Source organism: Chryseobacterium herbae, from assembly GCF_025154075.1.
GTDB lineage: Bacteria > Bacteroidota > Bacteroidia > Flavobacteriales > Weeksellaceae > Chryseobacterium > Chryseobacterium herbae.
Genome location: NZ_JAOAMU010000005.1, coordinates 273,893 through 299,924, shown reverse-complemented (window position 1 = coordinate 299,924; position 26,032 = coordinate 273,893). Strand labels below are relative to the sequence as shown.

Annotated in this window: 20 protein-coding genes and 1 pseudogene; 4 read left to right on the top strand and 17 right to left on the bottom strand. The window is 37.1% G+C overall.

The features are described 5' to 3' along the window. Positions 1 to 65 precede the first annotated feature (65 nt). Complete coding sequence (porW, locus tag N0B48_RS16690; protein ID WP_259840017.1) at positions 66 to 2,648, top strand: type IX secretion system periplasmic lipoprotein PorW/SprE; 2,583 nt, start codon at positions 66 to 68, stop codon at positions 2,646 to 2,648. 239 nt (positions 2,649 to 2,887) lie between these two features. On the opposite strand, the gene tsaB is transcribed toward porW, so the two are convergent. The 10 genes and pseudogenes from tsaB to rpiB all read right to left on the bottom strand — a co-directional run bounded on the left by tsaB (position 2,888) and on the right by rpiB (position 11,762). After that, positions 2,888 to 3,568 carry a tRNA (adenosine(37)-N6)-threonylcarbamoyltransferase complex dimerization subunit type 1 TsaB gene (gene tsaB, locus N0B48_RS16685; RefSeq protein WP_259840016.1) on the bottom strand — a complete coding sequence of 227 codons (681 nt, stop codon included), beginning with the start codon at positions 3,566 to 3,568 and terminating at the stop codon, positions 2,888 to 2,890. A gap of 66 nt (positions 3,569 to 3,634) precedes the next feature. Then, positions 3,635 to 4,075: a nuclear transport factor 2 family protein gene (locus tag N0B48_RS16680; protein WP_259840015.1), complete on the bottom strand. Its 441-nt coding sequence runs from the start codon at positions 4,073 to 4,075 to the stop codon at positions 3,635 to 3,637. A 1-nt stretch (position 4,076) separates the two neighbouring features. Then, positions 4,077 to 4,826 carry an SDR family NAD(P)-dependent oxidoreductase gene (locus N0B48_RS16675; protein ID WP_259840014.1) on the bottom strand — a complete coding sequence of 250 codons (750 nt, stop codon included), beginning with the start codon at positions 4,824 to 4,826 and terminating at the stop codon, positions 4,077 to 4,079. A 138-nt stretch (positions 4,827 to 4,964) separates the two neighbouring features. Beyond that, a complete protein-coding gene (locus N0B48_RS16670; RefSeq protein ID WP_259840013.1) occupies positions 4,965 to 5,336 on the bottom strand; it encodes a YraN family protein in 372 nt (123 codons plus the stop codon). Between the two features lie 51 nt (positions 5,337 to 5,387). Then, complete coding sequence (locus N0B48_RS16665; protein WP_259840012.1) at positions 5,388 to 6,317, bottom strand: S66 peptidase family protein; 930 nt, start codon at positions 6,315 to 6,317, stop codon at positions 5,388 to 5,390. Next, positions 6,314 to 7,012, bottom strand: a complete 699-nt coding sequence (locus N0B48_RS16660; RefSeq protein WP_259840011.1) for a LysE family translocator — start codon at positions 7,010 to 7,012, stop codon at positions 6,314 to 6,316. The genes N0B48_RS16665 and N0B48_RS16660 overlap by 4 nt, the downstream gene beginning before the upstream one ends. A 65-nt stretch (positions 7,013 to 7,077) precedes the next feature. Beyond that, positions 7,078 to 9,231: a ribonuclease R gene (gene rnr, locus N0B48_RS16655; protein ID WP_259840010.1), complete on the bottom strand. Its 2,154-nt coding sequence runs from the start codon at positions 9,229 to 9,231 to the stop codon at positions 7,078 to 7,080. A 22-nt stretch (positions 9,232 to 9,253) separates the two neighbouring features. Then, on the bottom strand, positions 9,254 to 10,228 hold the full coding sequence (locus N0B48_RS22940) for a thrombospondin type 3 repeat-containing protein (RefSeq protein ID WP_371830622.1): 975 nt from the start codon (positions 10,226 to 10,228) through the stop codon (positions 9,254 to 9,256). A gap of 631 nt (positions 10,229 to 10,859) precedes the next feature. After that, positions 10,860 to 11,024, bottom strand: a pseudogene (locus N0B48_RS22935) (thrombospondin type 3 repeat-containing protein); the annotation flags it as partial. 303 nt (positions 11,025 to 11,327) lie between these two features. Continuing rightward, complete coding sequence (gene rpiB / locus N0B48_RS16640; protein WP_034724458.1) at positions 11,328 to 11,762, bottom strand: ribose 5-phosphate isomerase B; 435 nt, start codon at positions 11,760 to 11,762, stop codon at positions 11,328 to 11,330. Between the two features lie 554 nt (positions 11,763 to 12,316). On the opposite strand from rpiB, the gene N0B48_RS16635 reads away from it, so the two are divergent. Further along, entirely contained in the window at positions 12,317 to 13,507 is a 1,191-nt protein-coding gene (locus N0B48_RS16635) for a phosphoglycerate kinase (RefSeq protein WP_259840007.1), read from the top strand. A 64-nt stretch (positions 13,508 to 13,571) separates the two neighbouring features. Here the strand turns inward: N0B48_RS16635 and N0B48_RS16630 are convergent, their stop codons facing one another. The 7 genes from N0B48_RS16630 to N0B48_RS16600 form a co-directional block, all read right to left on the bottom strand. After that, on the bottom strand, positions 13,572 to 14,465 hold the full coding sequence (locus N0B48_RS16630; protein WP_259840005.1) for a C1 family peptidase: 894 nt from the start codon (positions 14,463 to 14,465) through the stop codon (positions 13,572 to 13,574). A gap of 534 nt (positions 14,466 to 14,999) precedes the next feature. Then, on the bottom strand, positions 15,000 to 15,821 hold the full coding sequence (locus tag N0B48_RS16625) for a class I SAM-dependent methyltransferase (protein WP_259840004.1): 822 nt from the start codon (positions 15,819 to 15,821) through the stop codon (positions 15,000 to 15,002). 115 nt (positions 15,822 to 15,936) lie between these two features. Beyond that, positions 15,937 to 17,799, bottom strand: a complete 1,863-nt coding sequence (gene mnmG / locus N0B48_RS16620; RefSeq protein WP_259840003.1) for a tRNA uridine-5-carboxymethylaminomethyl(34) synthesis enzyme MnmG — start codon at positions 17,797 to 17,799, stop codon at positions 15,937 to 15,939. A 146-nt stretch (positions 17,800 to 17,945) separates the two neighbouring features. After that, entirely contained in the window at positions 17,946 to 18,368 is a 423-nt protein-coding gene (ybeY, locus tag N0B48_RS16615) for an rRNA maturation RNase YbeY (protein WP_259840001.1), read from the bottom strand. A gap of 4 nt (positions 18,369 to 18,372) precedes the next feature. Further along, positions 18,373 to 20,529, bottom strand: a complete 2,157-nt coding sequence (locus N0B48_RS16610; RefSeq protein ID WP_259839999.1) for a patatin-like phospholipase family protein — start codon at positions 20,527 to 20,529, stop codon at positions 18,373 to 18,375. A 2-nt stretch (positions 20,530 to 20,531) separates the two neighbouring features. Continuing rightward, positions 20,532 to 22,979, bottom strand: a complete 2,448-nt coding sequence (locus N0B48_RS16605) for a bifunctional UDP-N-acetylmuramoyl-tripeptide:D-alanyl-D-alanine ligase/alanine racemase (protein ID WP_259839997.1) — start codon at positions 22,977 to 22,979, stop codon at positions 20,532 to 20,534. 221 nt (positions 22,980 to 23,200) lie between these two features. Then, positions 23,201 to 23,791: a thymidine kinase gene (locus tag N0B48_RS16600; protein WP_259839996.1), complete on the bottom strand. Its 591-nt coding sequence runs from the start codon at positions 23,789 to 23,791 to the stop codon at positions 23,201 to 23,203. Between the two features lie 61 nt (positions 23,792 to 23,852). Here N0B48_RS16600 and N0B48_RS16595 point away from each other — a divergent pair, with 61 nt between their 5' ends. Then, a complete protein-coding gene (locus N0B48_RS16595; RefSeq protein ID WP_259839995.1) occupies positions 23,853 to 25,355 on the top strand; it encodes a DUF8457 domain-containing protein in 1,503 nt (500 codons plus the stop codon). A gap of 2 nt (positions 25,356 to 25,357) precedes the next feature. Further along, positions 25,358 to 26,032, top strand: a complete 675-nt coding sequence (rsmI, locus tag N0B48_RS16590) for a 16S rRNA (cytidine(1402)-2'-O)-methyltransferase (RefSeq protein ID WP_259839994.1) — start codon at positions 25,358 to 25,360, stop codon at positions 26,030 to 26,032.

The following is a 26,032-nucleotide window of genomic DNA, read 5'->3' as shown; positions in this document are numbered from 1 at the left end:
TTATTATTTTTACAAAATCACCAGCTGCTTATAATAAAAAGCAGATAAGAGAGTTATATTGAATAATGAAAAAGAATATTTTATTCCTTTTGATCATGTGTATCGTTGCCTCCTGTGCTACCAAGTCCAAAAAGCCGGAGCAGCGTTCAAAATTCATGAAAGGATTTAACACATATTATAATACCCTTTTTAATGCTAAAGACGCATTGAACAGCGAATTTACGAGCAGGGACAAGGGGCATAAGGACAATTTCTATGCGCCTTATATTCCTATTCTTACCTTCGAAGACCAACCGTTGGGAAGTGATCTCGGGCAGTCCGCTGCATTCGCTGAAAACTCCATGAAAATGGCGGAAGTGAACAGACCTTCTTCTGAAAGAGGAGCTCCGGGGATGCCTCCGGGAATGCCGGGCGCGCAGGGAACAACACCCGGTAAGCCTGATGAGCTGCAAAATAAGGGTGCAACTACTTTAGAAATTGCTGAAGCAAAGGCTCAGAAAGCCATCACCAAATATTCCGTGATCAGAAGCGGGGAAGAAAAAAACAAGAAAATTTTTGATGCTTATATGATCCTTGTACAGTCAAGAATCTACCAGAATAAGGCTGTACAGGCCCTGGATGCCCTCAACTATGTTTTTACGCATATGAAGGATGATAAAAGGCTTCCTCTGGCAAGAATTTATCAGGGTGTAGCGTATGCAAAGATCAAAGATTATCACAGAGCCAATGAAACTTTTGCTAAGCTGAAAGGAGAGGACATCAATAAAAGCTATGCAAAACTGATGAGCATCTATTATTCTGAAGCTTTGCTGGATGCCGGAAAAACAGAAGAAGCATCTGTTGAATTAGACAGAGCTTTTGAACTGAATTCAAACAGAAAATTAAAAAGCAGAATAGCCTATCTGAGAGGACAGGTTGCTGAAAATCTTGGGCAGAATGATAAAGCACGTGAAAGCTTTACTCAGGCTTATAAATATGCCAATGACTTTGAGTTTGAAGTGAAGTCCCAAATTGCTATTGCCAAGACTTTCAATGGAAAAGGGGATTACAATGGTGCTAAAAACTATCTGGAAGGGATCAGTAAAAAAGGAACTTACGGTTCCAGAAAGAACGAATTCTACTATGCTTTAGGTTTAATGGCCAACAAGGCAGGGAAGAAAGATGAAGCGCAGCAGTTCTTCAAAAAATCTTTGTTTGAAAAGGTTTCCGACCCGCAGGTAAGAGGTCTTACGTATTATGAAATAGGGAAGAGTTATCTTGAAAAGAATGACTATATCGGTGCCGGAACGTACTATGATTCAGCGCTTACAGTGATGACTTACGAGCCTTCCAGGATTCTTTTAAAGGACCAATCCGAATATATCAAGAAGATTTCCAAAAACTATTATCTGATCAAAAAGAATGACAGTATTCTTTCTTTAGCTAAGATGAGTGATGCACAGAAATCTGATTTTTTCACCAAGTATATCGCTAAACTTAAGGCTAAAGAGGAAAAAGAAGAACAGGAAAGAATACGTGCTGAAAGGAGCAAAGGTTTTGACGGGGGAGACTACAGTGCCAACTCTATATTTGCTAAAAACTCCAATTCTTTTGAGGATTTCGGAGTAACGACCAAAGGTTTTTATTTCAGTAATATAGGAACCATAAGCAAAGGAACATCGTCGTTTAAGCAGGTTTGGGGTGAAAGAGCATTGTCCGATAACTGGCGTTATTCTAAAAAAATGGCATCTATTGAAGATATGAAGAATGATGCGCTTGGAGTAACTTCAGCACCAAATCCGAGACGTTTTGAAACAACCTACTATATCGAACAGATCCCTACGGATCAAGGAAAATTAGGCCAATTAAAGAAAGACAGGGACACTGCTTCTTTAGGCCTGGGTGTGATGTATCAGAATTATTTTACCAACACGCCTTTAGCAACCAAGACGTTATATGATCTTGTAGACGTAAAACCTGAAGAAAAAGTAATGCTACAGGCCCTTTACGAAATCTTTGCCATGAATTACCTGAAAAATCCTCAGGCTTCAGAGAGAGCAAAACAGATCCTATTGACCGATTATCCGTATACTTCTTACGCGGAATTCGCAAGAAATCCTAAAAACATTTCGTTTGTAAAATCTTCAGAAGAGGTTGAAAATGAATACAAAAAAGCATATGCTCTTTATGAATCGGAGAAATTCGTGGAAAGTAAGGAGGTTATAGACCAGACGATCCAGAAATTTCCGAAAGATGCCCTTATTCCTAAATTTCATCTTTTGAATGCGTTCAACTCGGGAAAAACAAGTGGAAAGGAAGTCATGATTCTTCAATTGGAACAGATCGCACTCAATTATTCCAAAACACCGGAAGGTATAAAAGCTAAGGAAATGCTGAACTATCTGAAAAGTGAACTTTCCTTCCAGGCGACTGATAACAAAGGAAATGCGCTTCCCCAGCAGCCGGGTACATCTCCGCAGCCTGTACAGAATCAAAATATCCCTCAGAATCCTGATAACACCTTAATGATGCAGCCATCTGTACAAGGTCCTGAATCTGGGAAATCTGACAACAAAAAGAAACCGAAGAAACAGGAACAGAAAGAACAAAAGGAGAAACAAGAGAAGAAAGATAGTGTTCCGAATGATATTCCGGCCATGCCTAAATAGGGTGGAAAGTTTGAGGGGTCGGAGAGTTTTGGGGTGTGATGAGTTATAAATGATGAGTTATGAGTTGTATAATGTGGGTCTTAGATTTGGAGCCTTTTCACCATTGACTCGCAAAGCAAAATTGACCATTGACCATTCTCAATCTTAGCCTTAGCCTCAACCTAAAGATCTGAAATCTCGTGTCTGAAATCTGATATCTAAAAGAATATTATTACAAATACACAAAAAAAAGCGAAGAACTAATCTTCGCTTTTCTTTTTCTTTACGCCGTGGAAATCTTTAAGATAGAAGGGTTCAAAGTAGGCAATATCTTCAAATTCCTTATTTTCTATTTTCTCCAGCGTTCTTTTAATCAGGTATTGCGCAGAAGGGTAGATGTCATCTCTGAATTCCGCATCGGGAAGATTCAGAATGTCTTTGGCTTTCTTTGCGCCATCCCCTACAAAAATGACTTTTTTATCTTTAAATTCATCAAAAGAAGTTTCATCTAAAATTTTCGCTTCGGTAGGAGATAATTCTTTTCCGGTTTTGCCATCATAAACGGCCGTATAAACCTCCATTCTCCTCGCATCGATCAATGGCACTATATAATCATAGTTCTTGCCTAAAAAAGGCTCTATCATGCTTTCTAAAGAATTCACAGCGGTAAGCGGTATTTTCAGTCCGTAGCAGAATCCTTTTGCAGACGATGCCCCGATCCTTAATCCGGTATAAGAACCCGGTCCTTTACCCAATGATACCGCCTCAATATCTTTCATGCTGAGACCCGCGCCTTCCAATGCCCATTCTACATACGTGTGAAGGCTTTCAGACTGTTTATAGTTTTCCGAAACTTCTTCACATAGACATAGGAGCTTTTCATCATCTGAAATAGCTACAGAACAGTTTTTGGAAGAGGTTTCCAGATATAGAATTTTCATCTTTTTAATTTTAATCTAGGTGGCAAAATCGCAAAAAGGGCAAAATTGCTTCAAATTCGTGCAAATTTATGGCTTTATTTCGACACTCTGCCGACTCCAGAGTTTCCATACCGTATTCTTTTTTATCCAGATCTCCAGCAAAGCCAGTTTCATTTCAAAATCCTGGTTTTTATACGTTCCTGAAACTTTTATTTTTCTTCTGATGCTTGCAGTATTTTTATACCTCTTGATCTCAGAAAGTTCTGTCTGCTGAATATCTTTATACATCACTTTTTTTGACGAAAAATCTTTCTTGAAATCTTCAAAGTTCTGTATCCAGCCGTTGGAATGACCAAAAGACACATCCTGACGCAAAATATCAATGATCTTCGCATCATTATTCTGCAAATAGGTATCCAGCAGTTTTATATGTTCAATGAGCGTCTCATCTTTCTGGGAGATGTTCACATTCTGGCAGTTCCAAAAAGCAAATGAAAAGAGCAGAATAAAAAGAAATCTACTTTTCACCTTATTTTCTGTAAATCGTTCTAGGTTCACTCTGTGCACTCGGATAGATGGTCATATCTGAAACCATCACGTGTTTTGGAGCATTGACACAATAAGCAATAGCGTCAGCAATATCTTCAGCTTTCAGCGCTTCATAGCCCGCGTATACCGTCGCTGCTTTTTCACTGTCTCCTTTGAATCTTATCAGAGAGAAATCAGTTTCCACAGCACCTGGCTGAATATTGGTCACCTTGATTCCAAATTCCGTCAGTTCCAGACGCATTCCTTCAGAAATTACGTCAACTGCTTTTTTAGTTGCACAGTATACTGTTCCATTGCCATAAGTTTGTCTTGCTGCCACTGAACTAATGTTTACAATATGCCCTGAATTACGGTCTTTCATAGAAGGGATGATTGTTTTGGAAACGTATAAAAGTCCTTTTACATTACCATCAATCATAGAATCCCAATCATCTGTCTTTCCGGCAGAAAGAGGATCCAAACCGTGCGCATTTCCTGCATTATTGATCAATACATCAATGTTTTTCCATTCTTCAGGAAGAGAATTGATTGCTTTTTCAACTTCTTCCAGATTTCTTACGTCAAACATTAAACTAAATATTTCGGTAAATTGAGAAAGCTCAGCATTTAAAGATTCTAAGACTTCTTTTCTCCTTCCACAGATAATGATTCTGTTTTCCTGTCTGGCAAGAAGCTCTGCAGTAGATTTTCCTATTCCGGAAGTAGCTCCGGTGATGAGTATTGTTTTCATAATTTCTTTTTTAATGTAGCAATGTATAAGTATATCAATGTAACAATGTATCAGTCTACCAATGTAACAATAAACACGCTCCTGTATTCAACATTGTTACACTGGTACATTGTTAGATTGTTAGATTAATTATTATAATCAGTTGGCATCAAATGCTTCAAAAGCGTCGGTTATATGCTCGATTGTGAGTTTCTTTTTTTCATCCGGAAGGACAGAAATAATATCAAATCTCACTTCATTATTCCTCTTAAATTCTTCAAGATAATGATTCGCGGCAGTAACAATAGACTTGATCTTTGTTTTGGTAACAGCCTCCTGAGGGAGCATAAAAGCATCTGTAGAACGTGCCTTTACTTCTATGATAATAATTAAATCTTCTTTTTCAGCAATGATATCGATCTCAGCTTTCTGAAACCTGAAATTCCTCGCAAGAACTTTATAGCCGTTCTTCTGCAGATATTCAGCTGCAAGATCTTCTACTATTTTACCGAAATCATTATGAGTTGCCATCTTTCAAGTTTGAGGGTTTGAGGGTAGAAGCGTTATTGAGACTGGTATTTCTTAAAACTCAATCTTAACCTTATCTCCAATCTTCATGGTAACCTTTCCACCAATAATTAAAGGTCTGTTATCTTTAATATGTCCATTCGGGAATCCGAAAACAGTTGGGAATTTATACTTTGAAATCCTGTCTGAAATCAGTTTATAGGCAAATTCATCAAAGCTTTCTTCATAGCTTTTATTCTCTTTTTCATCGCCCATATTGGTCATTCCGCCAATGATCAGTCCTTTTATTTTTTTGAAAACACCGGCTAATTCCAGGCTCATGATCATTCGGTCAAGGGCATAAAAATTTTCCCCGATATCTTCAATGAATAGAATTTTATCTTTGAAATCAAAAGAAAATGGAGTTCCCAGAAGGGCATAGATCAAGGCTAAATTACCTCCAATCAATTCACCTTCAATATTCCCCAGTTTATTAAATTGATTTGGTTGTAAAGCATATTTAAGGGTTTTCCCTTTTAAAATATCAAAAATCAGGTCGTAGCTTTCATCGGTCACTCCAAAACTGGATGTTTTCATGGTCTGTCCGTGAATAGATGCAAAACCTTTCTTTAATAAATAGCTTTGAATAACGGTATTATCCGAGTACCCGATATACCATTTCGGATTTTCTGTAAAGTTTTTAAGCTTTAAATGCTGAACCAGATGCTGGCATCCGTAGCCGCCTCTTGAAGCCCAGACTGCTGAAATTTCTTTATCGTTTAAAGCCCAGTTGATATCGCTTAACCTTTCCTTTTCTGTTCCTGCGTAATTGTATCCGTTTGCAAATTTAGTGTAGAGATGTTCTCCCAATACAGGTTCAAAACCTCTGCTTTTAATTAATTCTATTCCCTTTTCAAGTTGGGAAACATCTACAGCTCCGGCAGGGGAGATTACAGCTATTTTAGCGCCTTTTTTAAGGGCTTTTGGAAAGATTATTTTTTTCATTCTGTCTTTTGTTCTGTTTTTTGGTATTTGATTTCTTTTTTCTCAGCTTCTTCTAAACGCCTGTCGAACTGATTGAATTTCTTAAAACTCTGAAGAAAGATAAAGAAACTGAAAACAATAAGAATCCCGCCCACGATCCTTCTGATCTGGTTGGCGAGTTTCTGGGTAAGTTTATCGTGAAATTGTTTTGCTAAGAATATTTTGGCCAGGTCAATGCACAAATAGGTGCCAATGACGATGCCCACGTAGAGAATAAAACTACTGGTATCAGGATACTGGTTTCTTACGGAGATCACCGTAACCAGCCAGAAAAGAATAACCCCTACATTCAAAAGATTGAAGAAAAAACCATTGAAAAACGTTTTAAAATAGTTTTGGCCAATGATCCTTTCTTCACCGGGCATATGCATTTTGGTCTTGGTGACCATCATGACGATCCCGTATACAAAAATAAGTATAGATGTGATCCTGTAAAAACCGGGATGTTTATCTATTAAAGTGACAATATCTGCACTTGCATAATAAGCAGCAACAATGCATAATATATCTGCCGTAATAACTCCGAGATCCAGTGCCAGAGCATGTCTTGGTCCTCTGGAAAAACTGGTTTCAATTAAAAGGAAAAAAATAGGTCCTATAAAAACCAGGCTCAGCATAAATCCTAAGACAACGGCAGAAAGTACAAGTTCAAACATTCAATAGTATTTTAAATGAAAAAAAATTTCATCCCATTAATACAAAGTTATACTTTATGATTTAATTAATCAACAATCTTAAAGTCTAACTGCTTTTGAATAAGGTTGGCTTTTACTAGCTGGATCTGAACTTCGTCTCCTAACTGATGCCTTTTACCGGTTTTGTTACCATAAACAGCGTGGGTTTTCGCATCGTAAGAATAGGAATCATCTACCAGATCTCTCAATTTGATTAAACCTTCGGCACCGTTTTCAGGGATTTCTACCCAGAAACCGAATTCCGCAACACCGGAAATAACACCTGTAAAGGTTTCTCCAAGGTGTTTTTCCATAAATTTCACCTGCATGAACTTGATAGAATCTCTTTCTGCATCGGCAGCCAGTCTTTCCATAGAACTGCAGTGTTTTGCTTTGTCTTCCAGCTCCTGCTTGCTTGGCGATTTACCTCCATCAAGATAATGCTGTAAAAGACGGTGGGCCAAAAGGTCAGGATAACGACGGATAGGAGAGGTGAAGTGGCTGTAGTACTCGAAACCTAAACCGTAGTGTCCGATAGGTTCTGTAGAATATACCGCTTTGCTCATACTTCTCATGGCCAGCGTTTCGATCATATTTTCTTCTCCTTTTCCTTTGACATCGAAAAGAAGTTTATTCAGTGATTCTGCTACCTTTTTGGTATTGTCAAGATTCATTTTATATCCGAAAGTAGAGACGAAATCTCTCAATGCTTCCAGTTTTGCCGGATTCGGATCATCATGGACTCTGTAGATAAAGGTATTATTCGTTACACCTCCTTTAGTGTTCAGTGATACAAATTCGGACACTTTTTTATTCGCTAAAAGCATGAATTCTTCGATCAGGTGATTGGAATCCTTGCTTACTTTAAAGTACACTCCAATCGGCGAGTTATTTTCATCCAGATTGAATCTTACTTCACTTCTGTCAAATGTGATCGCTCCATTTCTCACACGTTCATCACGCATGATTTTAGCAAGTCTGTCCAGTGTATTGATTTCTTCTGCAAGATCTCCCTGGCCCGTTTCTATACGTTCCTGAGCTTCTTCATAGGTAAACCTTCTGTCTGAGTGAATCACCGTTCTTCCAAACCACTGTTTTTGAATTTCTGCGTTATCATTAAGTTCAAAAACTGCTGAGAAAGTATATTTATCTTCATTTGGACGAAGCGAGCATACATCGTTACTCAAAACCTCTGGAAGCATAGGAACTACACGGTCTACAAGATATACCGAAGTCGCTCTTTTGTAAGCTTCATCATCCAGCATGGTTCCAGGAACTACATAATGAGAAACGTCTGCAATGTGCACCCCGATCTCCCAGTTTCCGTTTTCCAGTTTTCTTATGGAAAGGGCATCATCAAAATCTTTTGCATCCTTAGGGTCAATCGTGAAGGTACAGATATTACGCATATCCCAACGCTTCGCAGCTTCTTCATCGGTAATTGTTCTGTCGATTTTATCAGCATCGAGCTCAACTTCTTGCGGAAATTCATACGGAAGACCGTATTCTGCAAGGATAGAGTGGATCTCAGTTTCATGCTCACCCGGAGCACCCAATACCTGAGTGATTTCTCCCTGAGGATTTTTGTCGCCCGGTCTCCATTCTGTCATTTTTACAACGACCTTATCACCGTTTTCAGCGCCTCCGAATTTTGCTCTTGGAATAAAAATATCGGTATTGATTGTTTTTTTATCACACACGACAAAACCAAAGTCTTTATGAGCGACCATCTGGAATGTTCCTACAAATTCAGTTCTTGTTCTTTCCAGAACTTCCAGTACGGAGCCTTCCAGCTTTTTACCTTTGAAATGATAGGTCACGATCAGAACTTTATCGCCCTGCAATGCATCTTTCACATTTTTAGAATGGATAAAGACATCATCTTCCATTCCTTCTACGCTTACATACGCGTTTCCGGACTGGTTGAAATCAATAGTCCCACTCAAAGTTCCCGCAATCTTCAGATTAACGATGTACTTTCCTTTTTCCACTTCTTTGACCTTCTCAGAACCCTGAAGTTTGTGAAGGGCCTGAATGACCAGCTCTCTCTGGCGTGGATTTTTATAATCTATTCCGTCTGAGATCTGCTTATAATTATAGATCTTCGTGGAATTGGTATTCATGAAACGCAGGATCAGTCTTCCGATCTCTATGAGTTTCTGTTCGTTTTTATGGCTTATATATTTACCTTTTCTTGGCATTTTTAATTTTATTTAATTGTTATTATTGGTAATAATCCGACTTTGAAATTTCTTTTACTTCAGAATTTTTAAATTCAAAATAATAAATAAGATCACCCATCAGGATTTCTGCTTTATTATTTTTTTCCTCCATATTAAGAGATATCTGAATAAAATCACTTTCAGGGATTATTACTTCTTTGCTTTTTACTGTTTTTACAAAATTACCCTTAGCGTTAAAAACCGTTCTGTAATCAAGTTTTGATTTTGGAATCCCTTTAAAATCGATATGTTCCAAAAAAGATTTGTACGCATAATCTGAACCTCGCGATACTGGAATAATAGTTTTTTCCGGGAAAATATTCACAAACTTTTTGAAATTTCTGTCATCCCAAAATGATTTGTACTTTAACCTGTTTACTACATTATCTGCTGAATAGTCGGTTCTATCCATTCCACACCCGGCTGAGAAAACATCCAAAACAGAGATGTACAGTATTTTATGCTTATAATATTTTTTTCCTATCTTTTTAAAAATCTGATCGGCCAGCGCGTGGTAATTATAATTCTTCGTTCGCGCTACAAAATCGTCTTCCACTTTTTTTAATGCTTCCACTGAATACTGATGTCTTATAATAGGAGGGCATCCATTCAATTCAACTTTTCCCGCTATCGTAGGGCATGCATCATCTTTATCCCAGATACCGTCACCATCCATATCTTGCCACGGACATCCATTATTTTCTACAGGTCCGTTTACTGTGGGACAGGCATCATCTTTATCAAGTATACCATCATTGTCTGTATCGGGCCAAGGACATCCATTATTTTCTAAAATCCCAGTCTCATCAGGACACTGGTCAAGATAAAACAAAGTCCCGTCCTTATCATTATCAGATAAACAGACTTTTCGGCTGTTTTCCTTTCTGCATTTTTCAAAAGCAACCTTATCCGATATTTCCTGAGCATGAAAATAACTTAATATAAAAAATAATACTCCAGATATCTTAATCTTCATGTACTTTTCTTTTTTCTTCCTTTGTTTCTATAACTTTCCAGTCATTACTAATATACTGATAAGTGACATCAATTTCTTTTTTACTAAAGGGTTTACCAGCCTGCAGATTCGTATACGTATATTCAGCTTTTACAATGTTCCCAAAATCATTAGTAAACCTAATCATCAGCATTCCATAATTATCTACAGGATTCTCACCAAGCTTTCTTTTGTTCAAAGTTTCAAGATGTTTAATCTTCTTTTTATAAGCAAATTTTGATACATTTTTTAAACCGAAGTCAGGATTATATTCAATATCTATATCCGGTGAAGAAAAACTTTGGTAGGCTGAGCCTACTGAGATATCTTTTTTTAAGAGAACTGAAATTTGGTTTATGGTGCCAATTGTCCAAAAATTTTTATCATTATAAATGAGCGCCGGATTTTCACGTCTGCAGTCTCCAACTCTAGATTCAATAGCCAGAACATGACTAGTAAGAACGATAAGTTTTTTATCCGGGTAAAAACCTTTATCTATCCCCGAAACAATCTTATTGGTGAGCTTATCAAAATTGACATCTTTAGATTCAATTTTAAAATTCTCAAGTTTCTGTTGTTCCTTTTTATAAACTTCCGAGCAATTATTATCATAGCAACCATTGGTATTTCCCATAGGGCATGCATCATCTTTATCCCAGATACCATCACCATCCGTATCCGGCCATGGGCAGCCATTATTTTCTACAGGTCCGTTTACTGTGGGACAGGCATCATCTTTATTTGTCGTCCCGTCACCATCTGTATCCGTTATTTCCTGGGCATGGAAACAACTTATTACAAAAAAGAGTACCGCAGATGCTTTGATCTTCATTCAGTTTTAAATTTTTTTATTAGTCCAACAGCATCAATTTTCCTTCCAAATTTTTTACAATGGAAACTTTAGTTTGTATAAAATTACTACAAATATGGAGAAGAGGGGAGAAAAACCTTTGATTAATATCTTTTAAATATGTAAGGTTCGGTATGGAAATAATAGACGGGTAATTTCTATTAGCTGTTGCAAATGTACAAAATAAATAATAAATAAGGCCTGCAATTTGATTTACAGGCCTTTATATTTTTAGCAAACAGCAATTTTGTCAACTCTGTTTTGATGTCTTCCACCTTCAAAGTCTGTGGATAGAAACTTCTCTGCAATTTCTATCGCCACTTCCTTAGAGATAAATCTCGCAGGCATTGAGATCATATTCGCATCATTATGCTGTCTGGCAAGCACTGCAATCTCCGGCATCCAGCAAAGCGCACATCTGATCTTCTGATGTTTGTTTGCCGTGATCTGTACTCCGTTTCCGCTTCCGCAGATCAAAATTCCCAGTTCATTTTCTCCGTTTTCAACAGAGGTTGCAGCAGGGTGTACAAAGTCCGGATAATCCACACTGTCTGTGGAGAACGTTCCAAAATCCTGAACTTCAAATCGTTCAGAAAGAAAGTTCTTAACAATCTCCTTGTATTCATAGCCTGCATGGTCTGCAGCAATAGCTATTTTTCTTTTCATAATACCTGTATTAAGTCTTTTTAGATTTTATTTCATGACAAAGGTAAGAATAATAACAAAGTCTGTTAGTTAATCGGGGGTAATTTGTTAAAAGGTCTGTGAATAACTGTGGAAAACTTTTCCCAACTTTCTATTTTTAAAGATGATTTTATTTCGTAATGGGAAATGTATTTGAAAATTTTAACCACAACTTTCAAATTCTTTTCTTCACTTACTCCCGAGTTTTTCCATAATTAAATAACTAATAATGGATTTGTGGGGAAGTTATTCACATCTGTTAATAAGTGTGTGAAAAATCACATTTACAAGATATTACAATGTGAATTAAATATGAATTGAATAAAAATTATTTGTTACCAATTATTTTAATAAAACTTATCCCCTAAACTAACAACACTCAACAACAACTACATTATTCTTTTCTTTAAAGAGAAAAAAATTGTTGATTAGTGGGTGATTGGGTTGGGGGGAAGTTTTCCAAAAGTTTTGTTTTTTGGGATCTGTTGAAAAAGTTTAAAAGCTTACATTTGTGAAACGAAAATTCAACGATACTTATGAAAACAATCAATGATTTCAATTTTAAAGACAAGAAGGCTCTGGTGAGAGTGGACTTTAATGTTCCGCAGGATGATCAGCTGAAAGTGACAGACAATACAAGAATCACGGCTGTAAAACCGACGGTTGAAAAAATTCTTAATGATGGAGGTTCTGTGATCCTGATGACTCACCTTGGAAGACCAAAAGGGGAAGTGAAGGATGAGTTTTCTCTTAAGCATATCGTAGATGAAGTTTCCAGCGTTCTTGGGAAGGAAGTGAAGTTTGTGGATGAATGTATAGGAGAAAGGGCTGAAAAGGCCGCTTCTGAGCTTCAGCCGGGAGAGATCCTGTTGTTGGAAAACCTGCGTTTCCACACTGAGGAGGAGAAAGGGGATGAAGGATTTGCTGAAAAGCTTTCTAAGTTAGGCGATGCTTTTGTAAATGATGCATTCGGAACTGCGCACAGAGCACATGCTTCCACAGCTGTCATTGCAGAATATTTTGAATCAACTAAATTTTTCGGTTTACTGATGGCTAAAGAGCTTCAGGCCATTGATAAAGTTTTAAGAAAAGGAGAAAGACCTATAACTGCCATATTGGGTGGTTCTAAGGTTTCAACTAAAATTACCATTATAGAAAATATCCTTCCTGCAATAGATAATTTGATCATTGGAGGAGGTATGGCGTTTACTTTTATTAAAGCTTTGGGTGGAAAAATAGGAAACTCATTGGTGGAAGAGGATAAACTTCCTTTAGCTCTTGAGATCTTAGGAAAAGCTAAAGAACATAAGGTAAAAGTATATCTTCCTTCGGATGCTATCATTGCTGAAGGTTTCAATAATGATGCGGAAAGAAAAGAAGCCGATATTTATGCAATCCCTGAAGGATGGATGGGACTTGATGCCGGTCATAAATCGAGAGATCAGTTTAATGATGTTCTTCTTAATTCGAGAACAATTCTTTGGAACGGGCCGATCGGAGTTTTTGAAATGTCCAACTTTGCGGGAGGAACTATTGCTCTTGGAGACAGTATTGCTGAAGCTACAAAATTGGGAGCATTCTCTCTAGTTGGAGGAGGTGACAGTGTTGCCTTTGTAAAGCAGTTCGGTTACGGTGAAAAAGTGAGTTATGTTTCTACCGGTGGCGGAGCGATGCTTGAAAGTCTCGAAGGTTTGGAACTTCCTGGTGTTGCTGCAATTAATAAATAGTTATAGATCTTATAATAGAACAACCATCTCAAAAAGAGATGGTTGTTTTTTTATGTGAATATTTTTATTGTACGTAGGCTACATATGTCTCAGTTATTACTCCTCCACCAAAGAATGAATTTTTCTTGAAGAAATTATAATCTATCCAGAAATATCCGTTGTCTCCCCAGGATGTTCCCCATGAGTTTTGAATTTTGAAAGCTTGTTTGGCATCATCATAACCTACAATACAAACTGCATGTCCGCCTAACACTTTACCGGAGCGCTTATTTAATATCCAACCTGTGTTTTTAAGATTTTTAAATTCTTCATCCACTGTCATCCCTACTATGACAGGCAAGTTCATGCTAATCAGGTTTTTAATTCCGGGAATATCTGTATTGGAAACAGTTGCCCAACTCATAAATTTGTGACTGGCTGCTGCTGTTTTCTGAGTGGTAGTAGGCTGTGTTGAACAATCTGTATCGTTGTAAGGCATTTCTGTGAAACTACACACCCCTTGGTTTTTTATTAGTTTTAAAGCATTACTTGTGTAAGATCCTGAATTACAATCGGTTCCTGCTTTAATTTGATTGTAAACATATTCGGGGCTTCTTGGCTGTGTAACTCCTTTAAAATTGTATTCAAGTATACTGGTAGCAGCATATGCTGTAGCCCAGCCTACACAGGAACCTTCATTACCCTGATCGCCGATAACAGAGCCATTAATTAAGTAGCTCGCAGGCAATACTTTCTTTGCTGATAAAGCGTCTTTCCCTTTGAATTTAAGACTTAATTCATTGATATCAGCCTTTTCAAATGAATTATAAGTAGCTTCATCAACAAATTTAGCTCCCATTGCATGGATGGATTGATCCTGCTTTTGGGGTGCTTGAGTGTTTAGCTCTTCATCAGATTTGTCACATGATGCCACGGACAGAATGGCAATTGCCATAGAAATAATTTTTAAATTTTTCATACATTGAATTTTTATTAGTTAACGATGCTAATTTATAAATTATTCATATATAAAGTTAATTTATTTTGTTTATTTAATGGTAAAAATACAATTTTAACATTATATATTTATTATTTTATCCATTTTTATGTATTATGATTATTTTTTTCAGTTGCCTTTTATTTTTTGAAATAAATATTTCACTGTGCTATGAAGGGATGAACAGAACTGATCAATTTATTGATTAGTGTGGCAATATGGTTCTGTATTTGTGAAGGGTAGTTGTAAATACACTAATTCGGATTTTTCGATCCATTTTAATTTTTGTAATAAAAAATAAATTTGGTTAAAAATATATGACTCTGTATAAATTGGGTAGTCTTTATTTTTTTTCAATTTTTACAGAATGGAGTAGGGGAGTTTTAATTTTTTACTTTTCGATTTTAAATTCAGTTTAGACATCAAAAGTAAAACCCGGAAAATTGTCCGGGTTTTTGTTTTTTAAGTCAAAATAGGTGAAAATTGGCCTTCAGAAATGGCTCAAAAATCGATTTTCTATCTTTTTTCGATAATGTATATCAAACTTGAAAATTCGTTTGAAAAAAGAGCCTTTACGTTAGAAATCGTTCCGTAGATGATTGCTTTTAGCCAAAAAAGAGGTGATTTTTTGTATTTTTCGCTCAACATTGAGATGTAAAAGGAATCAAGCACTAAGGGTTTGATTTTTCTCATTTTCCAATCAGGTTTCTTGGAAATTAAATTTTCCATACCGTTTTTAGAAAAATGATAAATATGTCGCGGTACATCGTACGCTGCCCAATATTCTTTATAATGTTTTGCATCATAGGAAGTAGGGTTGGGGACAGCAATAATTAAAAGTCCTTTGTCTTTTAATTTCCCGTGAAATATTTTCAGCATTTCATCCTGGTTCTCTACATGTTCAAAAACATGCCATAAAGTGATAGCGTCTAAGCTTTGTTCAGGAATGGTTTGAATATTATCAATGACTGTTGCATTGGAGATTTTGTTGAGTGCGGCTTTTCTGGCATCAGCATCAGGTTCGAAGCCAAAAGTTTCAAAATCTTCTTCTATGTACTTGACAAATTCTCCGGCTCCACATCCATAATCCAAAACTTTTGATCCTTTTTTTATTCGGTCTGCAAGAATATTTTTTTTGTATTGAAGATTAAAAGACTGAAGAAATTTGTATAGCTTTTCTTTAAAACTTCCTGAATCCTGGTGGTGGGAAATATAATCTTCGCTTTCATAATATTTGGAAATATTGGATGGAATAGGAGTGGTCTTGAAAACTCCTATTGTTTCTGTCTCTTTAATTTCAAATATTTCCTGTGAAAGAAAATGATCCTTTATTCTCATTGAATTGATATCTTGATATTTTAAAATTAAGGTATTTAAGAATCCGATTTAACGCATGTAAATACCTTAATTTTTGCTTTTAATTTACAAATGTTTCACGTGAAACATTTTTGATTTAACGTCCTAAATAGACTAGTAAAACGTTTATATCGGCCGGAGAAACACCACTGATTCTTCCTGCTTGTGCAATAGTTTTCGGTCTTACATTAGACATTTTCTGTTTTGCTTCTGAAGAAAGGCTTGAAAGACTCTTATAATCAAAATCTTCCGGAATTTTTATATTTTCCAAACGGTTAAGCTTGGCTACGTTCTCCTTTTCTTTTTCGATATAACCTTTGTATTTGATATTGATCTCTGCCTGCTCTCTTATTTCATCTTCATATTGAGAAGTAAACTCACTGATGGTATCGATTGCATCGAGCTTGTCCAGAGTAATATTGGGTCTGGTAAGGAATTGAGCAGCTCTGTAAGCCTGATCTACAGGGTTACTGTCGATAGATTCTAAAATAGGATTGATAATACCCGGTTTTAAAGAAGTTTCTCTTAAAAATATTTCAAGTTCCTGACTCTTAGTTACTTTCGTTTCAACTTTTCTTAATCTGTCTTCTTTTGCAAGGCCTAAATGGTATGCTTTCTCAGTTAATCTGATGTCTGCATTATCCTGTCTTAGCAGAAGTCTGTATTCTGCACGGGAAGTAAACATTCTATAAGGTTCTTCAGTTCCTTTCGTAATTAAATCGTCAATCAATACGCCGATATACGCTTCATCTCTGTTTAGGATGAAATCTTCTTTATCGTGTACTTTATTATGGGCGTTGATTCCGGCAATTAATCCCTGGCCTGCCGCTTCTTCATATCCCGTAGTTCCGTTGATCTGGCCTGCAAAATATAAATTGTCAATAAGTTTTGTTTCTAAAGTATGTTTTAGTTGGGTAGGAGGGAAGTAGTCATACTCAATAGCATAACCCGGACGAAAAACTTTTACATTTTCAAAACCAGGAATATGTTTCATTGCTTTGATCTGTACATCCTCAGGAAGAGAAGAGCTGAATCCGTTTACGTAGATTTCCACAGTTCTCCATCCTTCCGGTTCTACGAAAAGCTGGTGTCTTGTTCTTTCTGCAAAACGATTGATCTTATCTTCAATACTTGGGCAGTATCTTGGGCCTAAACTTTGAATCGTACCATTAAACATTGGGCTTCTGTCGAAACCTTCACGAAGAATATCATGTACGGTTTCATTCGTATAAACGATATGACAGCTTAATTGTTTTGTTAATTTCGGAGTGTCCGTATAGCTGAACTTCTGAGGTTTTTCATCTCCTTTCTGTTCTTCCATTTTAGAATAATCAAGACTTCTTCCGTCTACTCGGGGAGGAGTTCCTGTTTTCATTCTTCCGGCTTCGAAACCTAAGCTTACCAATTGTTCGGTAATTCCGTAGGCTCTTGGTTCGCCCATTCTTCCTCCACCTAATTGTTTATCTCCAACATGAATCAAACCGTTAAGAAATGTTCCGTTGGTGAGAACAACTGATTTACTTTTTATCTCAATTCCTAAAGAAGTAATAACTCCGGTTACCTTATTATTTTCTACAATAAGCTGTTTCACCATGTCCTGAAAAAAATCAAGATTGGGTGTATTTTCTAAAGCGAGTCTCCATTCTTCTGCAAAAAGCATTCTGTCATTTTGAGTTCTTGGTGACCACATCGCGGGGCCTTTTGAAAGGTTCAGCATTTTGAACTGAATGGCAGATTTATCTGCTATAATTCCGGAGTATCCTCCCATAGCATCAATCTCTCTTACGATCTGTCCTTTTGCGATTCCTCCCATTGCCGGGTTGCAGCTCATCTGTCCGATGGTCTGCATATTCATGGTAACAAGTAGGGTCTTTGAACCCAGGTTCGCGGCCGCTGCAGCAGCTTCACAACCTGCATGTCCGGCACCTACTACAATTACGTCATATGTATCTGAAATCATTTTATATTGCTTATTTAAAGCCTTTAATTTTAATATTTTCTATGAATGTTTCACGTGAAACATTTTTAGAGAATGCACTCCAGGTGAGTTGTAATTCTACCTAGCTTTAAGCACTTTACGAATTGCTTCTTAAGTGATTCTTCAATTTATTCAGGATTTAAATCTCTGAATTTAGCCAGATAAAGATCTTCCATTCTGCGCATCTCTTTCTCCTCTTCTTCGGTCTTATCCTTGTAGCCTGCGAGGTGAAGAATGCCATGGGCAAGTACCCTTTTTAATTCTTCTTCGTAATCTCTGGATAGAGTAGAAGCGTTGTCTGAAATTCGCTGCAAAGATACGAAAATCTCTGCGCTTATTGTTTTGCCTTTTACATAATCGAAAGTGATGATATCGGTATAATAATCATGCTGCAGATAATCCTGATTGATCTTAAGCAGATACTCGTCATCGCAGAAAATATAATTGATTTCTCCTGGTTTTTTTCCTTCTGAAAGAATGATATCTTCCAGCCATTTTTGATAATCTGTACTGACAGATTCCTGTAAGTTTTCGTAAAAAAATTGTATCATTGTATTAAAACCAGTGTCCTAAAATAACACTGAATATGCCTTTTTGATTGTTTTTAAGTGAATGGCTAAAATTAACTTTAATCTGCCCGAAAGGAGATTTATAACCAGCCGTAAGTCCCAGTGAACTATAATTTACTTTAACTGCATCTTCAAATTTTATATCATCTGAAAGATTCGCAAAGCTGAAATTCCCGCTGATAAAGTAGTTTTTATTGAATTTAAACTGCAGATCATTTGAAATAAGAATGACATTATTTGCATTAAGCTGAGCAAAATAAAAGCCTCCAAAATTCTTAAAGTTGATCAGATTCTGCTCAAAGATTCCCCCAAGTCTGTATTGATAAAATTCAGGAAGATTGTCCCCGATCGTAATTCCACCGTAAAGATTCAGACGGTATGAGAATTGTTTGGATAACGGAATATTAAGCCTGATATCTGCTTTAACCTGAATGATTCTTTTTTCGACTTCGGATTTTAAAAGATCAATCACCTTACCTTCAGCATTAATGTAAATACCTCTGGAAGGGAAGTCTTTATCGTTCTGGGTGTCACTTTTCAGGAATACATACGGGTTTAAAAAGCGCATATATCTTTCGTGTACGCCATTTATTTCTGCACCAAAATAATCATGGCTTATTCCACCACCAATTGCAAATTTATCCTTCCAAACGGACTGTATATAGGCCTCATTCCTGAACCATTCCCATTTATCTACAATATTGTTGTCTATATTTTTCAGGTCAAAGCTCATTCCGGAAGAGTAGATACCAAAACCGGGGATATATCCGTTATCAATAAAATAATTAAGATAATATCTCGGTTTGTCACCTACCACTACATCTAGTGAAAGATTTGAGTTTTTAAACAGAAGACGTTTTCCGGAGTAATTCAGAAGAAGTCCTGTTTTGAAAACTTCGTCGTAATGCAGTCCCACTTTCAAAAAGTGGCGGGCTTCATCTTCTGTAACGTACAGTTTCAGATAATTCGCATCATTTTCCGGGATGATATCATAATTGATAAAACGGTAATTGTTGGTGGCAACCAGTTTGTCAATTTTCTTATTAATGCTTCCATACGTCTGCATAGAAGGAAGACGGAGCCCCATTTTCCCCAAAACATAGTTTTTACCGTAAATACGGCCTCCATCCAGTGAAATGCTGTCTATCTTGTATACATTGGAATATATTGGATTTACGCGCTCTCTAAGGCGGTCAAATGAACGTTTTGGGAGCTGATCCAATACCGCGGTATACTTCCTGCCTTCTGCATATCCGCTATCCAGAATTTTCTTTTTATCGTCGTAGCTGGTGGCCGTCATCCCTTTAAGATTAGGCTTTATATTAATATCGGTGTACTTGTACTGTTTTCTGGTATCTTTTTTAATTCCGAAATCAATAACCTGATTGAGGATCGATATAATATTGCTTAAATCCTCTCGTGACGATAAATCCTGATTTAGGTCCACACCGATCACGATATCGATTCCTTTGTCCTTTAACGGCTTTGAAGGATAATTGACTGACATCGCGCCATCAATATAAATGCTGTCTCCGATTTTTACCGGATCCATAAGAGAAGGAAAAGCTGAGCTAGCCATAATGGATTGTACCAGATCTCCTTTCTCAAAGATCTGCATATTCCCACTTTCAAGATTGGTGGCAACACACATAAAAGGAATCGGGAGTTTTGAGAAATCGTCTATATTGGAGACGTTTTTAAAAAGTTCCTTGAGAAGATATACATTTCTCTGCCCGGAGCTTATAGAAGAGGGAAGGGATATTTTCCCATTTTTTAAAGGAATGGATAAAAGATATTTATCGACAGTTTTGTTAAAGAAAGAAGATTCCTGTCTGGATTTTGGATCCATGATCAGAGAATAGAAATCGGTATCCATGACGATTTTCTCTATTTCTTTTCCGGAATATCCCGAAGCGTACAGACCACCTACAATGGCACCCATACTGGTTCCGGAAATATAATCTACTTTTACTCCCAATGAATCTAATACTTTCAGTACTCCGACATGTGAAAAACCTTTGGCGCCGCCACCGGCAAGGGAAAGTCCTATTCTGGGATTTTTGGGAATGACGAGATCCTTTTTCACTTGAGAATGGATCATCAGGAGTTGGAATACGAAGAGAAGGATCAGGAGTTTTCTCATAATTAGTCTTTTATATATATCCGTTTCACCCGGGGCGAAATGGATGTTAATACTTCATAGGTTATTGTTTTGCAGTAGCCTGCGAATTCTTTTAAACTTGGTTTTGCATTAAAGATGGTGATTGTATCACCTTCCTTTACATTGGGGATTTGATCTACATTGATCATCATCATGTCCATACAGAGATTTCCTACAATAGGAGCCAGGATCTTATTCACCCCTACATTACCTATCTGATTGCCGATCAGTCTGGGAATTCCGTCTGCATATCCTACAGGAATGGTAGCGATCTTTGCGGCATGATCCGGTTTGTATTTTCTGCTGTAACCTACAGATTCTCCGGTGTCTACGGTTGATATCTGTGAAATTACCGTTTTAAAGCTTACCACAGACTGAAGTTGTTTCTGTATTTCACTACATGGTGATTCACCGATCATTCCTATTCCGATTCTTACCATGTCATACTGATGTTCTGTATAACTTGTAATTCCGGAAGAATTCAGAATATGTCGGATAGGAGCGTATCCCAGCTTTTGAATCAGATAACTGGAGTTCTTTTCAAAAACTTCAAACTGTCTGAAGGTAAATTCCTTCTCTTCAGGCATGTCTGATGAAGACAGGTGACTGAACATACTCTGGACCTTTACGTTTTTATGACTTAAAGTTTCACTGAGCTGATCCAATTCAAAATCTTTAAAACCAAGACGGTGCATTCCCGTCTCAAGCTTGATATGAATAGGATATTTTTTGTCATACCCGGATTTCTGAACCGCTTCATAGAACAATTCCAAAACTCTGAAACTGTAAATTTCAGGCTCCAGATTATATTCAATGATGGCTTCATAACTGTGCTGTTCAGGATTCATCACGATAATAGGAGTGGTAATCCCTTTTTTACGCAGTTCTACACCTTCGTCTGCATAAGCAACGCCCAGATAATCAATATGATGGTGCTGAAGGAATTCCGAAATTTCATAACTTCCCAATCCATAAGCATTCGCCTTTACCATCGCCATCATTTTTGTTCCTGGTTTCAGTAGCGATTTGTGATAGTTGATATTATGAAGAATAGCATTCAGATTGATCTCCAGAACGGTATCATGCTTTCTGAGTTCAAGGATATCCTTAAGCTTTTCGATTTCAAATTTTCTCGCTCCTTTTAGCAGAATAATCTGATTTTCGAGTTCTGTAAGATGCTTACTTTCAATTAATTCCTGAGTACTGACGAAAGTAGAAGTTTTAGCTTTAAATAATTCACTGAACTTTGAAATTTCATCCCCGATTAAGAAAACAGAATCGAAATTCTGATCATTCACCAGTTCGGAAACTTCTTCATAAAGTTCCTGTGAATTGGAATTAACCCCTACAATATCCGTTAAAACCAAGGATTTTTTAGATTTCTTATATTCATTCAAAAACTGAAGCGCTGTCTTGAGAGAATCCAGATCCAGATTAAAAGAATCGTTGATGACGATATTATTTTTAATGCCTTCAATAGCTTCCAGACGCATTTCCACAGCTTTTAAAGTATTGATCTTTTCGATGATCTTTTGATTATCGATATTCAGTTCTTTTAAAACGGTGATCAGAGCCAGAGCATTCGTTAAGGTAGCTTCGTCTCTCTGATGAACAGGGAAGGAGATTTCTTCATCGAAATAAACAACCGTAATTTTTTCATCCTTCGAAATACCTTCTTTGATGAAAACCTGGTTGTTGTTTTTAAATCCGTAAGAAATTAATTTTTTATCAGAATATAATTCCTTTATTTTTTGGTCAACCAATGCATGATCGCCATTGTAAATAATGACTTCAGAACCTTTAAAAAGCATGATCTTTTCATCGATGAGCTCTTCTTCAGATTGAAAATTGGCTGCGTGGGCATTTCCGATATGGGTAAGCAATCCGATCTGTGGATGGAATATATTTTCCAGCTTTTCCATCTCGTGCGGCTTTGAAATTCCTACTTCAAAAATTCCAAATTCATACGAGTTGTTGATTTGAAGCAGGGAAAGTGGGAGGCCGATCTGAGAATTAAAACTTTTCGGACTTTTTACCGTTGGGAATTCATTCCAGAGACACTGGTAAAGCCATTCCTTTAAAATAGTTTTCCCGTTGCTTCCAGTAATTCCAATAGACTTAAGGTGAGAATTTTCGAAATGGTATTTCGCCAGTTTCTGAAGAAAATCCACCGAATTTTCAACAATGATCCATGTAATATTGTCAAACTGCGGATATTGATGTTCAGAAATAATCACAGCAATACCGCGATCTATGGCAGATTCAATGAATTTTTCCCCGGAATTTTTGTGCGTATTGATCGCCACAAATGCCGTATTTTTCGTTGAATAAATAATTCTGCTGTCAAACGCTATATTTCTGATCACTAAATCCTGATCTCCAATGATCTGTGCATTGGTGATGTCTGCAATTTGTTTTACTGTATAGTTCATTGGTACCCCTTCTGCTTTATTTTGAGCTCACTGATGGTAAATTTTTGGGAAGCTGAATACTTTGTTTAGATCATATCCATTTAAAAGCTTTGCCCTATTACCTTTACAAGTTAATTTATTTTTTCTGGACCACTGCAAAGGCGCAAAATAATTAATACAGATACTTTTGTATATGCAGGAATAACTTTGCGCCTTCGAAATCATCCATCCGCTGTGCGGTATTATTTTTTCTTTCTTAAAAGTACTTCGTCAATAAAAACACGCCGGCTTACTGCTTCGTAACTTTCCGTTTCGCCAAGCTCTACCAGATTATTTCCCTGAGAAATTCTCATCGAGTAGTTGGCCAGATTCCCCGTTCTCTTGCAAATAGCATGCACTTTTGTGACGTATTCTGCCGTAGCCATCAAATTAGGCATCGGTCCGAACGGACGTCCCAGGAAATCCATATCAAGCCCTGCCACAACCACTCTTACGCCGCTGTTGGCAAGCTGATTGGCAATATCTACAATGCTTTCATCAAAAAACTGTGCTTCATCTATTCCCACCACATCACAGTTAGAAGCCAGCAGAAGAATTTCATTGGGATTATCTACTGCTGTACTGCGGATTTTATTCTGATTGTGAGAAACAACGTCCTCTTCAGAATATCGTGTATCCAGTCTCGGTTTAAAAATTTCCACGTTCTGACCCGCCATTTCTGCTCTTCGCAATCTTCGGATCAGCTCTTCGGTTTTCCCCGAAAACATAGAGCCACAAATAACTTCCATCCAACCACTTTGTTTGGAATGATTAATTGTATTTTCTAAAAACATTTGTTAAATTAGCCGTATATTTTTAAGATCAAAAGTAAGCAATTTTAATAAGATTCTTATTATGCAGAACATCCAAGATTTAAAGGAAAAAATTTTTTTTGAATCCAAGAATATCATCGATATTTTGGAGAAAATAAACAACGTAGACGAATTACTTTCCAAGCAGGATCTTGTAGATGAGCTTGCGAACAGGATCTCTTTTTTAAGGTTGCTGGAAAAAAATATCGAGTACTTTATTACCGATCATTATCAGCAGAATGCCGAGAGCCAGTACGTTTCATCCCACTCTGATGAGGGGCATGAGTCTAATCATGAGGTGACGGAAGAAGAGGCGATCTTCAATAATGAGTTCAATGAAATAGATGAAAACGAAGGTGAAAATTATTCAGCAACATCAATTGATGATGAGGAAATATTTAATCACCAGCTTGACGAAATCGTAGAAAATGAATTCCATGAGAATATCGTCAGCTTTGCGGAAGAAAACAACGGACAGGCGTCATCCGAAGGTGCTCAGGAAAAGGTTTCTCACCAAGATCTTACAGAAGAGGAAGCTGTTTTCAATAATCAGCTGAACGAAATTGATGAAAATGAATCTTTCAATCCTAATGAGAAAGTATTAAGCTTTGTGGATGAAGAAAGAATCCTTGCCGATGCGAAACCTGATAATGATGAAGATCTCAATGAAGATTTATTCATCACTGAAACGACGGAAGAAGAGGCGATTTTCAATAATCAACTGAATGAAATAGACGAAGATGAAGACAACGTTTCACATGAAACAAATGCTTCAAACCACCCTGAAAATGAACAACCGGATCATTCTACTCCGGAAAAAAATAAAGAACAGACGGAAAGGATTCCAAGTATTTTCGATACTGAAATGCTGGAAGACGAAATTCTGATCGAGGAAAACGAAGAGCAGTTCATTGCGTCGAATGTTACCATCGAACAGGGAGAAATGCTTACGGAAACTTCTAATGTGGAAGGTATCTTAAGCGAAATAAAAAATGATTTTCCTTTGGAAGAAAAGGAAGAAAACATCCTTGCGGAAGTCTACGACAGAAGAAAAATTGTCGATATAGATAAACCGTTTCCGGAAACAGAAAATCAAAAACTTGCCTCTGATGAGAGCTTCGAAGACCTCGATGCCTATCAGCAGGAGAAAAAAATAAAACTGGCCAATATCAAAGGATTGAAAGCTGTACAGACTCTATTTGACGACGATCCGCTGGAAAGGGAAATCCCAAATGAAAAACCAGCACCTGAAGTAAAAGAAGAGCAGGCAGGTATTCTGAAAACCAACATTCCTACCCAATTTATGGAGGCGGATAAGGTAAAACCTGAATTCAGACTGGATCTGAACGACAGAATTGCTTTTTCAAAAATGCTGTTTGACGGAAGCCAGACGGATCTGAATGAAACGGTAGCCCGTTTGAACGGATTCAGAAACCTGGAAGAAGCAAAAGAATATCTCAGCGATCTTTATTACGAAAGAAAGTGGAGTAAAGTAGATGAATATGCCCAGAGACTCTGGATATTGGTAGAAAATAAATTCTTATAATTTTGAGCGGAATCTTATATTTTGTTCCCACACCCGTTGGGAACCTTGAAGATATGACCTTCAGGGCTGTAAAAGTCCTCAAGGAAGTTGACTATATTTTATGTGAAGACACAAGGACATCAGGAATACTTTTAAAGCATTACGAGATCTCCAAACCTTTAAAATCTTATCACCTTCACAACGAGCATCAGGCCACTGAAAAAGTGATTGCCGATCTTAAAAGCGGTCAGGATATCGCGATCATTACCGATGCCGGAACTCCCGGAATATCCGATCCGGGCTATTTATTAGCAAAAGCTGGATCAGACAATAATATCGAAATGATTTGTCTTCCCGGAGCGACAGCTTTAATTCCGGCACTTGTAGTATCCGGACTTCCGAATAACGAATTTCTGTTTGCAGGATTTCTGCCTCAGAAAAAAGGAAGACAGACGAAGCTGAAGCAACTGGCAGAAGAGAAAAAGACGATTGTTTTATACGAAAGCCCGCATAAGATCAATACCACTCTGGAGCAGATCAAAGAATTCTTTGGTGAAGAAACAAAAGCCAGCCTGAGCAGGGAAATTTCCAAAAAATTTGAAGAAACCAAACGCGGAACAATCAATGAATTAATTGAATTTTCCAAAAGCAAAACTTTAAAAGGAGAGATCGTTCTTATTGTCAACAATTCTATTTAA

Excerpts from the sequence above, each read along its gene's own strand:
- porW (WP_259840017.1), top strand. The coding sequence starts at position 66 with ATGAAAAAGAATATTTTATTCCTTTTGATCATGTGTATCGTTGCCTCC.
- tsaB (WP_259840016.1), bottom strand. The coding sequence starts at position 3,568 with ATGAAAATTCTATATCTGGAAACCTCTTCCAAAAACTGTTCTGTAGCT.
- N0B48_RS16675 (WP_259840014.1), bottom strand. The coding sequence starts at position 4,826 with ATGAAAACAATACTCATCACCGGAGCTACTTCCGGAATAGGAAAATCT.
- N0B48_RS16670 (WP_259840013.1), bottom strand. The coding sequence starts at position 5,336 with ATGGCAACTCATAATGATTTCGGTAAAATAGTAGAAGATCTTGCAGCT.
- N0B48_RS16665 (WP_259840012.1), bottom strand. The coding sequence starts at position 6,317 with ATGAAAAAAATAATCTTTCCAAAAGCCCTTAAAAAAGGCGCTAAAATA.
- N0B48_RS16660 (WP_259840011.1), bottom strand. The coding sequence starts at position 7,012 with ATGTTTGAACTTGTACTTTCTGCCGTTGTCTTAGGATTTATGCTGAGC.
- rnr (WP_259840010.1), bottom strand. The coding sequence starts at position 9,231 with ATGCCAAGAAAAGGTAAATATATAAGCCATAAAAACGAACAGAAACTC.
- N0B48_RS22940 (WP_371830622.1), bottom strand. The coding sequence starts at position 10,228 with ATGAAGATTAAGATATCTGGAGTATTATTTTTTATATTAAGTTATTTT.
- rpiB (WP_034724458.1), bottom strand. The coding sequence starts at position 11,762 with ATGAAAAGAAAAATAGCTATTGCTGCAGACCATGCAGGCTATGAATAC.
- N0B48_RS16635 (WP_259840007.1), top strand. The coding sequence starts at position 12,317 with ATGAAAACAATCAATGATTTCAATTTTAAAGACAAGAAGGCTCTGGTG.
- N0B48_RS16630 (WP_259840005.1), bottom strand. The coding sequence starts at position 14,465 with ATGAAAAATTTAAAAATTATTTCTATGGCAATTGCCATTCTGTCCGTG.
- N0B48_RS16625 (WP_259840004.1), bottom strand. The coding sequence starts at position 15,821 with ATGAGAATAAAGGATCATTTTCTTTCACAGGAAATATTTGAAATTAAA.
- mnmG (WP_259840003.1), bottom strand. The coding sequence starts at position 17,799 with ATGATTTCAGATACATATGACGTAATTGTAGTAGGTGCCGGACATGCA.
- ybeY (WP_259840001.1), bottom strand. The coding sequence starts at position 18,368 with ATGATACAATTTTTTTACGAAAACTTACAGGAATCTGTCAGTACAGAT.
- N0B48_RS16610 (WP_259839999.1), bottom strand. The coding sequence starts at position 20,529 with ATGAGAAAACTCCTGATCCTTCTCTTCGTATTCCAACTCCTGATGATC.
- N0B48_RS16605 (WP_259839997.1), bottom strand. The coding sequence starts at position 22,979 with ATGAACTATACAGTAAAACAAATTGCAGACATCACCAATGCACAGATC.
- N0B48_RS16600 (WP_259839996.1), bottom strand. The coding sequence starts at position 23,791 with ATGTTTTTAGAAAATACAATTAATCATTCCAAACAAAGTGGTTGGATG.
- N0B48_RS16595 (WP_259839995.1), top strand. The coding sequence starts at position 23,853 with ATGCAGAACATCCAAGATTTAAAGGAAAAAATTTTTTTTGAATCCAAG.